Origin of the sequence: Endozoicomonas sp. SESOKO2, from assembly GCF_024606245.1 — a bacterium.
GTDB lineage: Bacteria > Pseudomonadota > Gammaproteobacteria > Pseudomonadales > Endozoicomonadaceae > Endozoicomonas_A.
In genome coordinates this window covers 1-14777 of the sequence record NZ_JAHHPQ010000109.1, presented here as the reverse complement: position 1 = coordinate 14777, position 14777 = coordinate 1, and the positions used below count along the sequence as shown (strand labels likewise).

Genomic DNA, 14777 nt, shown 5'->3' with positions numbered 1-14777 from the left:
CATGATTCGGAACAGGGATCTTCCCCCTATCGTCTCCGGAAAAGCCGAAGCAAGTCAACCATTCAACGAGTGAATCCTGAAATGAGTTCACGAATTTTCCGTCTGATCATCTGACGCCGTTATTGATAAACTATCTTCTCTTCATGAAAAAATTCTCATCGCCCTCATCAACAAGTGTGATGAGAAATAGTTTCAATCGCTCATGACCCTTTAGTTTGTTCCCTCCCGGATCCTGATATGCAAACCGACAACACCCCACAATCTGGCTGCGTACCTCCTTCTGAGATTGCCCGTATGGCAGAAGATGCTGCTGTGGGTAAAACCAAAAAACACCCTGAGGTGACCTTTGTACTGGCCGTTCTGGCCGGTATTTTTATCTCTCTGGCAGGCATGTTTTATACCATCGTTACCACTGGGGCTGAGGGCCTGCCTTATGGTATGGCAAAACTGGTCGGAGGATTGACTTTCAGTATGGGCCTGATGATGGTCGTACTCTGTGGAGCCGAGCTTTTTACCAGTAACACCCTGTTGCTGATGGGTCGTGCCACTCGTCGCCTCAACATTGCTCAAATCACCAGGAACTGGACGCTTGTCTACTTCGGTAACATGACCGGTGCCTTTTTCATGGTCGCCATGCTGATGGGAGTGAGCCAATACCAAGGCGCTCAGGGTGAAGTGGGTATCAACTACATGTATGTTGCCAATGCCAAAATGGGCCATAATTTTATTCAGGCCATGCTGCTGGGTATCCTCTGCAATCTTGTCGTCTGTCTCACTTATTGGATGACCCTGAGCGCACGTTCTGCAGCCGGAAAAATGCTTGCTTGCATGTTACCTGTTGCCTGCTTCCTGGCAGCCGGATTTGAGCACTCCATTGCCAACATGTTCCTGCTCCCCATGGGCTGGCTGATCAAAAATACTGCTTCGCCCGAATTCTGGGCAGCCACAGGCTATAGTGCTGATTATTTCAGCAATATCACGATCTTCAACATGATTGTCATGAACATCATTCCCGCCACCATCGGTAACATCATGGGTGGTGGTGTCATGGTGGGTTTGAGCTATTGGTTTGTTCACCTTCGTGAGCGTGACTGACCCGTCATTCAAATGTGGCTGCATGGAAGCAGCCTCCCTGATCAACCACAATAAGGCGGTAACTCGACCGGCATTTTTTCTGAATGGTGCTACATTATTTCCTAAGTTGACTCAGAGACTGAACAGATGAACGACAAAGATGATCTTTCGTCTCCTCTGCTGGTAAAAGACTTTTTTACCATGAAAACACTGATAGTTGCGTTTTTACAGTCCCTTCTCTCCTAGCGCGTTCCACCTTTTCATAGCAATTCATGGAAGTGTTCATGAGATCTTTTTTAAAATGCTCTGTTGTCCCTGATGGTTATTCCAAAAAACAACACGAACGTTATTCAAAATTAAGATTGCAAATTCTGATCGGGGCTTTTCTTTCTTATTCGGCCTATTATCTGGTTCGGAAAAACTTTGTCATGGTCATGCCCGACCTGATTTCAGAGGGCTATAGCAAATCTGAACTCGGAGTGGCTCTATCAGCACTGGCTCTCAGTTATGGGATCAGCAATCTGCTCATGGGTTACCTGGCAGACCGGATTGATGTCCGTAAGCTAATGCCCCTGTGCCTTCTGGGCTCAGCACTGCTCTCTCTGTTTCTTGGCTTTTCACCGGTGCTCCAGTTCCCACTGATTATGATAGTGATGACCCTGGCCCTCAATGGCTTTATACAGGGTTCAGGATGGCCGTGCAGTGCCAAACTGATTGCCCACTGGTTCGTCAGGCAAGAGCGTGGCACGGCCATGAGCATATGGAATTTGTCGCATAATGTAGGCTGCGGCCTGCTGGGGCCCATTGCCATCCTGGCAGTCACTCTTTTTGGCACCTGGCAAAGCAAGCTCTACTTTCCAGCCTTTATAGCCATCGTCATTGCTATGATGGGGCACCTGCTCCTGAGGGACAGACCTTCTCAGTGTCATTTACCACCGCCTTCTCCGGAGTTGTCGGAGGAGCTGGAGATAGAACAGCACAAAACGTCTTTTATCCGAACGCTCCAACTCTTCGGCCAGCATTGCCTGACAATGCCCCCGCTCTGGATTCTGGCCATTGTTAACGCCTGCACTTATTTCATTCGCTATGGTGTCATTGACTGGGCTCCGGTCTACCTGACAGAAACCAAGGGCTTTAGTTTCAATGCTTCGAGCTGGGCTTTTTTTGCTTTTGAGTATGCTGCTATACCCGGAACCCTTATTTGTGGCTATATGAGCGATAAGCATTTCAAAGGCAAGCGTGCTCCCATGAATGCTCTCTTTATGGCACTGGTACTCATTTCAGTCATTGCCTACTGGAACTCACCACCGGGTGACACCTCTTATGCCGTACTCTCACTGATTTCGACCGGATTTTTAATCTACGGCCCTGTCATGCTGGTACACGTTCATATCATTGATCTCGTGCCTCTCCCCTTTGCAGCCACTGCAGCCGGTTTCTGTGGACTCTTTGGGTATATTTTCGGAGCCACTTCCGCCAACCTGCTACTGGGAAAAGTGCTTGACCTCTATGGTTGGGATGCCTGCTTCCAACTGTTAGCCGGTGCCAGCTTGCTGGCTCTGCTATTACTCTTACTCCTCTGGCTTTGGGAAAACAGGCACCCTGACCCAACCATCGAGTTCAGCACGACGACACCACAACCCATAAGCCTTCCATCAAAATAAATCAGCCATGAGCGACTGAAACAATTTTTCGTTACCCTCAGATGAAAAATTTTTCACGGTAAAAAAGGTCTTCCCTCACTGAAATCCTCAGAACAAATACCCATAACAATATTAAGCACTCTCAACACTGACTAACGCCAAGGCTTTAGGTACACTAATGAGTTAACGCGCAATCAGACCCAACAAGGATTTCATGCGTAACGACTATACAGCGGAAGCCATTGAGGTACTCAGTGGCCTGGACCCGGTTCGCAAACGTCCGGGCATGTACACAGACACGACCCGGCCCAACCACTTGGCTCAGGAAATCATCGACAACAGTGTCGACGAAGCGTTGGCCGGCTTTGCCAGTAAAATCAAGGTTATCCTGCACAAAGACAACTCATTGGAAGTCATTGATGATGGTCGGGGTATGCCTACGGATATTCATCCGGAACACGGAATAACCGGCATAGAACTGATCCTGACCCGGCTGCACGCAGGTGGTAAATTCTCCAATAAGAACTACCAGTTCTCAGGTGGTCTTCACGGAGTGGGTGTCTCGGTTGTCAACGCATTATCGACTCGCCTTGAAGTCACCGTTCGCAGAGATGCAAAAGTATCCCTGATCACATTCAAGGATGGCTACAAAGATCAGGATCTGCACGAGATCGACACCTGTGGCCGTCGCAATACCGGCACAATGGTTCGTTTCTGGCCCGATGCCAGCTACTTTGATTCAGCCAAATTCTCGGTTTCCAAGCTCAGGCATGTACTGCGCGCTAAAGCCGTACTCTGCCCCGGCCTCAACATCGAGTTTGTTGATCACCACACCGGTGATACCGAGGAGTGGTACTACGAAGATGGCCTGACCGACTACCTGAAAGGTTCGACCCAAGGCTATGAAACCCTGCCGCAGGAACCTTTCACAGGTTCACTGCAAGGTGAAAAAGAAGCGGCAGACTGGGCAGTTCAATGGCTTCCTGAAGGCGGTGAATTGCTGACAGAAAGCTACGTCAACCTAATTCCAACCCCCCTTGGCGGAACACACGTCAATGGTTTAAGAACCGGCTTGCTGGAAGCGATTCGCGAATTCTGCGAATTCCGTAACCTTTTACCCAAAAGCGTTAAGTTGAGCCCGGACGATATCTGGGAAAATTGCTCTTACGTTCTCTCTGCCAAACTGGCAGACCCACAGTTTTCAGGTCAAACCAAAGAACGCCTGTCTTCAAGAGAATGCGCTTCGTTTGTTTCCGGCGTGGCCAAAGATGCCTTCAGTCTCTGGCTTAACCAGCACCATGCAGAGGGCGAGCTGCTGGCAGAGCTGTGTATCAACAACGCCCAGAAGCGGATGCGCAAATCCAAAAAAGTAGCCCGTAAAAAAGTCACTCAGGGACCTGCCCTGCCCGGAAAGCTGGCAGACTGCTCAAGTCAGGATTTGAACTACACCGAGTTATTCCTGGTCGAAGGCGATTCTGCAGGGGGCTCTGCAAAACAGGCACGGGATCGTGAATATCAGGCGATTCTGCCGCTACGCGGTAAAATCCTGAACACTTGGGAAGTGGATTCCAGCGAAGTACTGGCCTCTCGTGAAATTCATGATATTTCTGTCGCCCTGGGCGTTGACCCTGGTTCAGACAAACTCGACGGACTGCGCTACGGAAAAATCTGCATCCTGGCGGACGCCGACTCTGACGGTCTGCACATTGCCACTCTGCTCTGTGCACTGTTCGTACAACACTTCAAAGCTCTGGTAGAACAAGGACATATCTACGTAGCCATGCCACCTCTTTATCGAATCGATGTCGCCAAAGACGTTTACTACGCCCTCGATGAAGCAGAAAAAGAAGGTGTACTGGAACGAATCAAGGCCGAAAAGAAACGGGGCAAAGTCAACGTTCAGCGCTTCAAGGGTCTGGGAGAAATGAACCCGTTACAGCTTCGTGAAACCACCATGTCTGCCGACACTCGTCGTTTGGTTCAGTTGACACTGGAAGACTTTGAACTGACCCGTGAAGAGATGGACATGCTGCTGGCTAAAAAGCGGGCTGGCGATCGCAAGAGCTGGCTTGAGGCTAAAGGGGATTTGGTGGAGATTTCCTGAGTGTGGCTCTTATCAAGCTGTTTGTCTTTTGAACGCTGTGACAGGTCTCACAGCCTTCGACTCCTCGTTATACCGGGTCCTGGTATCCCATAAGTCGCATGCATGCTGGATATTAAGCCAGAACTCGGGAGTATTACCTAAAGCCGCCGCCAGTTTGATGGCCAGTGGTGCTGTCAGCACCGTTCTGTCATTCAGAATATTACTGACAGTATTTCTGTGGACGCCCATGGCTTCAGCCAGATCAATAATCTTCAGTTCCATCGGCTCCATGAATTCCATCCTCAGCATGTCGCCTACGGATACAGGTCTTCTCTTGGTTGCCCTCATAGTCTTATCCCTTGTAAGTGTGTGGATCAAGATGTGTGTCTACAGCCACGCCATCTATCCATTTGAATACCAGGCGGTATTGCCTGTTGACCCGGATTGAACACCATTCGCTGAGGTTGTTGGTCAAATGTTCAAACCGGTTTCCCGGCGGTATCCTTAAATCCGATTCTTTGCAAGCTCCATCCAGGATTTGTATTTTCCTGAATAGCACTGATTCAAGCTTTTTTGGTATCCGTTTGTCCTGCCTGTCATCTTCATAAAAGGACTCTAGCCACTTATCTCTGAACTCAACAGACATACATGCCCTTTACGCATAATATTGTTGTGCATTAAAGGTAAACATATGCACAATATGATTGTGCGTCAAGTGCGTTGTGCTCAATCAAGCCCATCTTCAGGTCAAGAATCCCAGAAGGCTATATGGGCATGAGAACTGCCGATGATCTCATTGTTGAACAATTGAACTACGGGACAAAAATCTACACGGAGTAAAATTTTGGGGTTGGGTGATCTGAACCACTCTCTTTGCATGTGCTTGATGGTGCTGTCATCGGTCAGTGCCAGCAGCGTCATACTCATGTGGAATGGCTGAAGTTTCTTAAACAGATAAATAGGGAAACGGCAAAAGACAAAGAGCTGCACCTGATTTGCGACAACTATGCGACTTACAAACACCCGAAGAAGCGAGAGTGGCTGGAAAAACATCCTCGTTTTCATATGCACTTTACGCCAAAAATCAATGAGTTGGGATCGTTTTCTCACCAGCTTATGGTGTTTCCAACAAGTGTTGCCAATCTTGACGATGACATTCATAAAAAAACAGCGCTGTTGAGCCTATCTTAAAACCTCAACAGCCCCTTGAGTAACTACTTGTCAGGATCTTTCCACGCTCCATGGTACAGCCCCTTTTCATCCTTAGACCCAGCTGTACTGCGATGTGCCTCCGGGTAATCATGATTCCACCAATAGACTGAATCATGTTTCGCTTTTATTTCAGTTGGCATAGAACATATGAAACCCTTGATGTGCCACTTAAAATCAGTGAATACTTTTAACTGAATATCTTTATAGAGTTCACCTGGGCATTTTGGCAGTACCAATGTGGTATCTTGTTTTGAATTTGAATTGCCCAGAATGGTATATCCTTCTTTGTCAAGACGATAGGGCCAAACATCGTACCAGCCCAGTTGGTCTGAAGTTATGTCCCAGACAGGAAGGAAATTGATAACCCGGTCTGGATTTTCAAGCTTGATATCTCTTCTTCCATTGACAACAACATAATACTCATTCTCAAGTTGCTTCGAAAGCATTCTTTGAACTGCCTTACGACCACAGTCGTACTGCCATTTTATATCAGGCATCAAGCCACAATAATCAACGACACCAGTGATGGTTTCATTCAATGAAAGTTTATCGCCGACCGATTTCTTGCCAGCTCTGATGCCACCGACAACCTGCAACAGTTGCTTTTTTGTCATTTGACTTAGCTGATAGTGTCTGGCATGTGCTAATAAGAACTTGCTTCCCTTCTTTATTTTTTGTGCCCATTGGTTCTCGAAAAAAGTCTCTTTATTCATAAAATTAAGAGCTAATTTTTTACGAATGAACGAGTAAATCTGATAATCAACAACTCTATAACTTTTATCAAAACCGCACATTGTCTTCAGTATATCCCTATTTAGTCCTGTGTAATCATCTAAATCAAGGCAAAGACTCCCTATGCCATCACTAGCGGATTCCTGCATAGGAATACCTCGTAGGTTATAGCCTATATAAGTTGCAATGCCTACTACAAAACCTCTGTAAAATAACCTTCCAGTCGCTTCATTCACATACCCTCCTGAGCCTTTTAATTTAGCTTTACGCTTGGTTTTTTTCCCGGTTAACTGATCATTTTCATCTAATCGGTGGCTAAAAGCCTCAATCGACTTTTTTAAATTTTTCGAGGCTTCATTATAGTCTCCAAGGAGTTTTTTATGCCGTTTTTTATATTCTGAAACTTCATTTTGAAGCCATTCATTATCTGCCTGCAAATCGGTATACTTGGTATTTGATACTTCCAATTTTCGTTTAATATCGAGTACTTCAAGATCAAGCTGACTAATTTTCTCTTTATACCCATCAATTTCCTCACTCTTATCTTGGGCTTGATCTTGCTTTATTTTTTTTAGTTGTTGCTCCAGACTTTTTAGTTCCTTATCAAGACTTACATTTTTTTCCTCATAGCTTTTAGCCAGCTTATTTAATGACGCAATTTTTTCACCCATTCTCTTATTAGCAGACCGCCTGTCAGCTATCTCTTTATCTTTCCTCGACAGCTTTTTCTCAAATTCATGAAAAAATTGGTTTCGTTGCTCTTCCTTTTTGGCAAGGCTGATTTCATTAGCTTTTAAAGCATCCAAAACTTTTTGTTTCGAAAGCATTAACTCTTGTTCCTTATTATTTAATTCACGGGTCAGTTCATCAATGCGCTCCTTCATCACTTCAATCCTGGCTGACTTGAAATGAGTACTTCTGTGATTTGGCTGTAATGGTAATTCACCTGACCGCCGATCTATGTCGTCTAAAAGCATGCTGAAGAAATAATTCTTTGAGAAAACCGTTTTCAAATAGAGGGCACGATGCCAATGTTTGCCCTGCTTCCGAATAGAGGTATCGCGCTTAGCCGCATCACCGTTTAGCCCCCTGACGATGCTCTCATAAATAACCAGTTCCTCGGACTGGAAAGTGGCCTGTGACCCGGTAAGCGCCATAGCGACATCCAGGCTTGGGAGGTAGGCGTTTATTGACCCGCCTTCAACCGTAAAATCAAACACAAACAGGTTATAGGCTTCAGGATCAGGCCCCTGCCCGGGGAAAGAAAACAACATTTTTTGGCGGGGTTCTGATACTTTAAAACCATCCAGTTTTGTATCCAGCCACTGTTTTAAATCATCTACTTTGTCGTACGCCATCAGAACATCAATATCATTCGTCACAGGCTCGTTATCCTTGAATTTAAGCTGATGTCCAAACCCGTGTTTGGTTATGTACGCTCTTACAGACTCTCCTCCATACAGGCAGCTACCCGTTTTTTTCTCTACACAAAAGGCTTCGATAATATCCTTGAGGCCATCGCGCAAATTAATAATAGTCTGAGCAAACTGACCATATTTATCAGAGCTATCAACGACACGATTAAACATAACTTGCGTCATGGGCACAATGTACTCATCATCACTGCTGCGACAGTGATCAGAAAAAGCAGGTGGATCTGTATCACCTGCAGGGCTCATGGAGTGATTGATATAACGAGCAAGACGGTTACTCACAACCATTGCCCAGTCTTCCGTCGGCTGACGATCTTCAACAGGCAAAACCTGCAGCATGCCTGCATGGCTTAGCTTGCGCATTAAGTCGTAGGCATCCTGAAGAGCGGCTTCGGGTGACTGCCCCACACTCAATCCACTGTTTAAAAAAAACTGCTTTGTTGCCTGCCACAGTAGACTCTCTGCTGATGCGACAGGGGACAAACCGGACTTTTCAGAAAATGGGGAGCCTGCACCTTTGTCCTTATCTTTTTCACCTTCTGCCCCCTCGCCCTCATCCTCCCCGGAACCCTCTGGCTCCCTTTCGTCACTTTTGTTGAGAGTGAAGCTTTCTCCGCTGCTGGAAAACCTGTTTTCCTCCGCAGCTGGACCCAATATATACGACTGTGGAACAGGACCAGCAGAGAAAGCTTGCATGGTCATCCAACCAAAACAATGCTGATTGTCAGAGTAGCAGGCAGGAACCACAGGAGTCAGTCCTTGCAAGCCCAATTCTTGATATGGCCGGAGCATCAAAGCCTTCATCGGTTCAGACATGATATAAGCAGACCAATACCAATTCAGAAACAACCGGCTGAACCCGGCTGTGGTCTTTGCAGAGCTGGCTGCCAGGAGCCGATGAGTCAGCCAGGATGGCACCGTCAATGCAATTTGCAACCCAGACTCATTTGCTTTCTCTGGAGCAATAAGCTGGACAGTTAAACAAGTAGTGGTACTGCCTTCTTTCGGTTCGCTCCAGACAACCTGTTGATAACGCTCAACGTTAATGTCATTGATTTTTTTTATCCAGAAAATGCCTCGATTACTCCCCACCTGGTAAGTGCTGGTTGTGTTGTCACTGTTTGGCAGAATGACCGAGAATACAGTTGTAGTTGAATCCTGTTGCACAACCTGCAGTTCCGCTTTTCCATCACGACTTTTCACGACCGACTGACCGGGTGCGAGCTGCTTATTAAGCTCAGTAACATAGGCCACAAGACTGTGCAGGCTGGCAAAATCATCTTGCTGTATCCGATAGTTTGGATCAGCTTCTGCCAGAGTCAGGTAGCCAAGCACCGGATTGAAGGTTCCAGCCTCAGCAGTGGCAGAATCGGGTATTCTCACGGGGTTCCACTGCGAACCGGAAAATACAAGCCACGAAGCCCATTGCCGTAAGGCATCAATCAAGAGAAAACGGTTCAGCAGACCAGCCGAAATACCGTAAACCTGCATAACAGGATAGATAACCGGACTACACGACGCGGCAGAACCCTGACAAACTAACGCTGATATCACGATTGCAGACGATACTGCCAGCTGCACAACTGCCGCTGCCCCCACATCTTCAAGGTTTAACGGAAAACTGACAGAGACACCGGGAACAGACAATTGTGGACAATAAGATGAGCTATCTGGAATGGTATCGCCGGACAAATCAGTAGAACACGCACAGAATACGGCCAGAAATAGCCAGGCCAACCATAAGAAAGGTATACCCGTTTTTATACTCAACAACTTCCACCCCATGACCCATTCAAAGATACCTAATATAGATACTGGGAGGCTATAGTACTTAAGATGGCTCTGGTGCGGTTCCGACAATGATACCATTCCGAACATTACACGATAGACGCCAATAATGAACGAAGCCATGATCAATCTGTAGATTGTCCACTGGGCGCGAGAACGTATCGGGATGGCTCCTGCGGATCTGGCGGGAAAGCTAAAACAGAAGCCCGAAAAGCTGCTGAGTGGGAGCAGGGCAAAAATCGGTCCATTTATGCCCTGGCTCAGAAGCTGGCGAGCAAGCTTCGGGTTCCTTTTGGTTACCCTTTTCTTAGAGAGCCTCCTGAAGTGCCTTTGCCCATCCGTGATCTGCGTAAAAGGAGCTTTGTGCTCCCTGCACGTAATAAACAACGGGGTTAGGGGAAGCTGCATCTGATATAAGAAAAAATGATCCTGCCTCTACAACACAGGTGAAGCAGCAGCCCCTGCTGTGTTCAAAGTTTGCTAAATCCTTTTGATACTTTATTCAGGAAGCTCTGATAGTCATCGGGGTTCAGTCCCAGTTTCTGCAAGTATTGAATAGTATGATGAACAACTTCTTCAGCAGTATAATCTTCACTGGCTTTGACGCCATGAGGTACAACCTCAATCGGCTCATTTCGCATTCGACGGTCATGGATATATTCGAACCAGGCTTGTAAAAACTGATTAATCAGTTTCAATTCCTGCATATTTTCAGGACAACGGAAAAAGCGAAACTCTATTGTGGCATAAGGATCGATCACCTCGGATCCCGGAATATGCATCAAAGATATAGCCATATATTTTTCTAACATCATATTACCCGCTTCACCGAACATCTGTTGCAAAGGGGCCATTTGCACAAAATGACTATATATTTTTGCAAACTGTTTAAGCTTATCCAATTTTTCTGAGTCCGTTAGCCAATCGCCATTCACGACTTCATAATTGAAAGCAGCCAACTTTTCGTTATACGTGGCAATCATCCAATTTATCCGTTCAATGGCTAACTCTCTCATATCAGAATAATCAGAAAACAATTTATACCATTGACTTTCATTATCCTTAACAATTCGATCATTATTACCGAATGCCCTGAGTAGATAAGAATTGCTCTCAATCTCCCTCTGTAATTCCAGAAGAACAGCGGGGTTACCGTGCGTAGCAGAGAGCGCATCAACATGTTTGTGGCCAGAAGCATGATCTATGAGTTCATCTTTAATCATTGAGTCAACCAATTCAAAAACTTTTTCTAAAGCATTGTTCGCATCGGCGTCACCATCATGGTAAGGCGTACAATTAAACTCAAGCCATTTCCTATAATCTAAAAAAGGAGTCACATAGAAGTGTCCATCAAAAGTAAAGCTTCCAGAATCACAGCTTGCCTCATTTGCTCCTAATCTTTCCATATGAGCTCTTACTATCTCAAGATAATAGTAACTTGGCCCACCCCATTGTTCAGCTTTAGAAATCAAATCATATTCCAACTCTTCACCAAATTTGAGATCAATAGAGTTGTTAAGTGGAATACTCTGTCCAGCTGCATCTGGCTTTTCTTCAAACATATCATGAAGAGCATCTAACCAGCGTCTTTCAAATTTCGATGCCATGACTTCTTTATTAAAAGTCATTCTAAGTTCATCATTAATTCTCAGGGCAGCAATAATGGCATTCTTGCACTCATTACATTCAACAGTATTCTTTCTTATCTCATCAAACAGTTCTTTCTTGTAGCGATCGATAAATCTCATAAACTGATCATATTCTGAAAAATAGCCATCTCCAAAAAGAATCCTTTCAAAGAATTGAAATGTCTTATGCCCAACTAATCGATAGTCCCTGCTATCGTCATAGCCCTTGAAGTTCTCATAAAGGTAATCGGACAATAACTCTCCAAGATAATAATTTTTATCATATCTATTTGACACCTCAATTTGTCGATGAGCAAATATCTCTGACAATACTGAATCTATTATTTCGACTCGTTCTTTACTAATTGTTTGGCCAGAACGATACTTATCTGCCTCGTCACTATAAATAAATTTCTGATCTCTTAACAATCCTTCCGTGAATAATATAAAATCTACAAATATTTGTTTAACATTATTTTTGGTAGTGGCGTAATCAGTATAAATACGCAAAAAACCTTTTTTCTTCCACTTCTTATGTCCGATGACTCTTTCGATGGATAAATCATGCTCCCTGGCCAGTGTATTAACAGTATCTAAAAAATGCCCGGCTGCCTCCTGAGGTGACAAGTCCGATACATCAAAGTTAAGCTCTGCATCCTTATCTCTCTTGCGCTTTCCAGATTTCACCCGCGATGATGCCTGTTGGTTTTGCCCCCTGGCCTGTTCACTATTTTGTTCAGGTACCCGATCACCTCTTTCACTCGCTGTTCCCTCTTTTTTTGAATTACCGAGGCTGATAATTCCGTGTATGTCACTTGTATCAACTTTCAAAAAAACATTGTTAGCAGTATCGAGTAATAAAGGTAAAAAAACATTCAAGACAGATGCGCTATTGTCATCCTCATTTTTTTCATGGCCTGGCTGGTAGAAATTATCCTTTTCTTTTTTAGACACACCTGTATTCTTTTTGTAATCGAGTTCCTGGAACTCTTTTGTCACTTTGTTTGTTCTACTTTCAAGAAAGGGGTCTTTCCAGCCTTTAAAAATCGCTATTTCTTTTTCCTTAAAAGCATCAACTAACATTTTATCAGCACTATTTTTTTCAATAGGAACCATTTGAGAAAAAGACTTCCCATTAAGCGCCGGAGTTAAGACTTTATGATGATTATCATGAGAAAGTGAGCCAAAAGCTAGCACGTGCGAAGCATTCAGAAACAAGCAGCAAAAAAACATCAATAATTTCATAGTAAGAAAGTTCCATTTTTAGTCATTTTTTAAAATTTAATAATTCGTATAATGCCTCTTCAGTAATCCCTGTCGCTATGTCTGTTAAAGAGCATGCTCAAGACCTACAATTGAACACTCCAATTATTAATAAGTGGTACTTTTGTACACATTACAGTACTAAAAGTTATTCACAGCATTCTTTAATTATTCAATTAACTGCCTCCAAAAGTAGTAATGGATTAGCTATTAATCAAGCGTACTGAGAAATACTCTTTCGGCAATAAGTATCTAACTAACCAACTAGCCCCCTAGCAACCTATGTCTAAAAGGAACTTCAACCTGATTTTAAGGTCAAACGATCAAGCAGTTTTAATGCAGTTTTTCGAATGTAAGGAGAGAGATTGACTATGGATGGTCATATTGGTGTGGAAAAAAGCAAACGCGTTCTTGATAGTGGACAGCTAAATAATAACGTGCCAGCGAGGAAGAGAGCAAAGCTGGATTCATTGTCAAAGGTAGACATCTGCTCTGATGTCACTACCGAATTCAATAGATCGTTTCCTCAGATTACCTTTCCCGACAAAGCGAGAACCGTATCCCCAACAGATACCTCGTTCCGTAAGACCTCTAATTCCTTCGATTTTCGTTTTGTCGCCAGCGATGATGAGGTTCGACAGCTGCTAGTGACCCAGACCATCGACGAAAATCGTGATGTCACACTTATCTCCCACCCCGATGACCTCTCACAGGCTAATCTGGTGAGCCGGTTGAACATTGCTGACGATGGTCGCCACACTCTGCTAGCGGGCAAGCTGTTTGAAAGTCCACAGCCATTAACCCTGGTGATCGATATCCGCAAGCTCACCAGCGAGGATCTGCCCAAATTTAACGATCTGCTGGACCCGGCTACCCCCTGTCTGTACGACAAAGTCAGCCAGAAGAAACGCCCCCTGGCCGAGCATGTTTCTCTGCTGGTCGTGGCAGACCCTAAACAATTGGCATCGGTTGGCCAAACTGAAGACTCCCCGGGAGCCGTCGCTCCGGGAGCCGTTGCTCCCGGTGCTGATTTCTGGCGGAGAATTAATCGGCCGGGAAATACCTGGCAGTTCGACCCACAGACTGGCAATGACCAAGCGATGGACTTCAACAAAGTCCCTCCTGTATTGGCTGAATTCCCCAGCACCGAAAGTGCTACGGAAAGTGCTATGGATGAAAGTGATACTGTTCTTATTGATTGTCACTGGCATAGTAATTGGCGACATTTGCTACTGGGTGGCCCCGGAGTGGATAAACAAGGGCGAATCCGGCATATTCCCGGCAGGCTTGAGTCGTTGAGAGCCGGTCAGAGGGTCATTCTGAAAGGAGCTAACTGGCAGGATCTGGCCTTTGAACAGACGATTCGGCAGATGCTGGTTCAAAAGTGTTTTGAGAGTAATGGCAAGATCTGTCAGTTACCCGACGATGTTCAGTTTTATCAAATGCCGGTAGGGAAGAACGAGCTTCATTCACTCTTCCGGAGCATTTCTCACTCTGGTAACGCACCACGAAACCCGATCATCATCAACCAGAGTAATATTGCCGAATGGCTGAACCCGATTGCCATTGCCCCGGAGGGCTATGCAGTTCCCAACAACTCTCTGTTGGAACAGGTTCGGGCAGGTGGTGTCGTCACCGTCACTTCTCCCCTTACAGAGGCACTCTGGTTTCGTTTGCTGGGTTCACTGCAGACGATACGCGAGACCACTGGCCTGGAGCCCCAACTTCAGATGGCTCATTCAAAACGGCAGCCAAAAGCACTGGGATTGACAGAACACGATGAGCACTCAATGAGCGATCAGACCGCCTTTAAGACCATCACGTATCAGCAACAAGCCCAGGCCAGTCATTGGATCAATGATCTCGAAGCACCTTTGGTGATTCAGGTCAATGAACAGACCAGCCTCAGTCAGCTATTTGA

The 14777-nt window shown here is 45.4% G+C and carries 8 protein-coding genes and 1 pseudogene; 5 read left to right on the top strand and 4 right to left on the bottom strand.

Features of this window, described 5'->3' with window-relative positions:
• Positions 1-237: 237 nt before the first annotated feature.
• The 3 genes from focA (at position 238) to parE (ending at position 4821) form a co-directional block, all read left to right on the top strand.
• Positions 238-1095 (top strand): formate transporter FocA, encoded by an 858-nt coding sequence (gene focA / locus KDK17_RS02820; protein ID WP_257281236.1) that lies wholly within the window; start codon positions 238-240, stop codon positions 1093-1095.
• A gap of 263 nt (positions 1096-1358) precedes the next feature.
• On the top strand, positions 1359-2738 hold the full coding sequence (locus tag KDK17_RS02815) for an MFS transporter (protein ID WP_257281237.1): 1380 nt from the start codon (positions 1359-1361) through the stop codon (positions 2736-2738).
• 193 nt (positions 2739-2931) lie between these two features.
• Complete coding sequence (parE, locus tag KDK17_RS02810; RefSeq protein WP_257281238.1) at positions 2932-4821, top strand: DNA topoisomerase IV subunit B; 1890 nt, start codon at positions 2932-2934, stop codon at positions 4819-4821.
• 12 nt (positions 4822-4833) lie between these two features.
• Here parE and KDK17_RS02805 read toward each other — a convergent pair whose 3' ends face one another.
• Positions 4834-5148, bottom strand: coding sequence for a HigA family addiction module antitoxin (locus KDK17_RS02805; RefSeq protein WP_257253663.1), 315 nt, complete (start codon positions 5146-5148; stop codon positions 4834-4836).
• A gap of 4 nt (positions 5149-5152) precedes the next feature.
• Positions 5153-5446, bottom strand: a complete 294-nt coding sequence (locus KDK17_RS02800) for a type II toxin-antitoxin system RelE/ParE family toxin (protein ID WP_257281239.1) — start codon at positions 5444-5446, stop codon at positions 5153-5155.
• Between the two features lie 272 nt (positions 5447-5718).
• On the opposite strand from KDK17_RS02800, the pseudogene KDK17_RS02795 reads away from it, so the two are divergent.
• A pseudogene (locus KDK17_RS02795) lies at positions 5719-5880 on the top strand (IS630 family transposase); the annotation flags it as partial.
• Positions 5881-6014: 134 nt separating this feature from the next.
• Here KDK17_RS02795 and KDK17_RS02790 read toward each other — a convergent pair.
• A complete protein-coding gene (locus KDK17_RS02790; RefSeq protein WP_257287297.1) occupies positions 6015-10088 on the bottom strand; it encodes a hypothetical protein in 4074 nt (1357 codons plus the stop codon).
• Between the two features lie 347 nt (positions 10089-10435).
• Positions 10436-12838, bottom strand: a complete 2403-nt coding sequence (locus tag KDK17_RS02785; protein WP_257287296.1) for a hypothetical protein — start codon at positions 12836-12838, stop codon at positions 10436-10438.
• A gap of 389 nt (positions 12839-13227) precedes the next feature.
• Between KDK17_RS02785 and KDK17_RS02780 the strand changes: the two genes are divergently transcribed.
• The coding region (locus KDK17_RS02780) for a hypothetical protein (protein ID WP_257287295.1) at positions 13228-14777 on the top strand (1550 nt) is incomplete at its 3' end.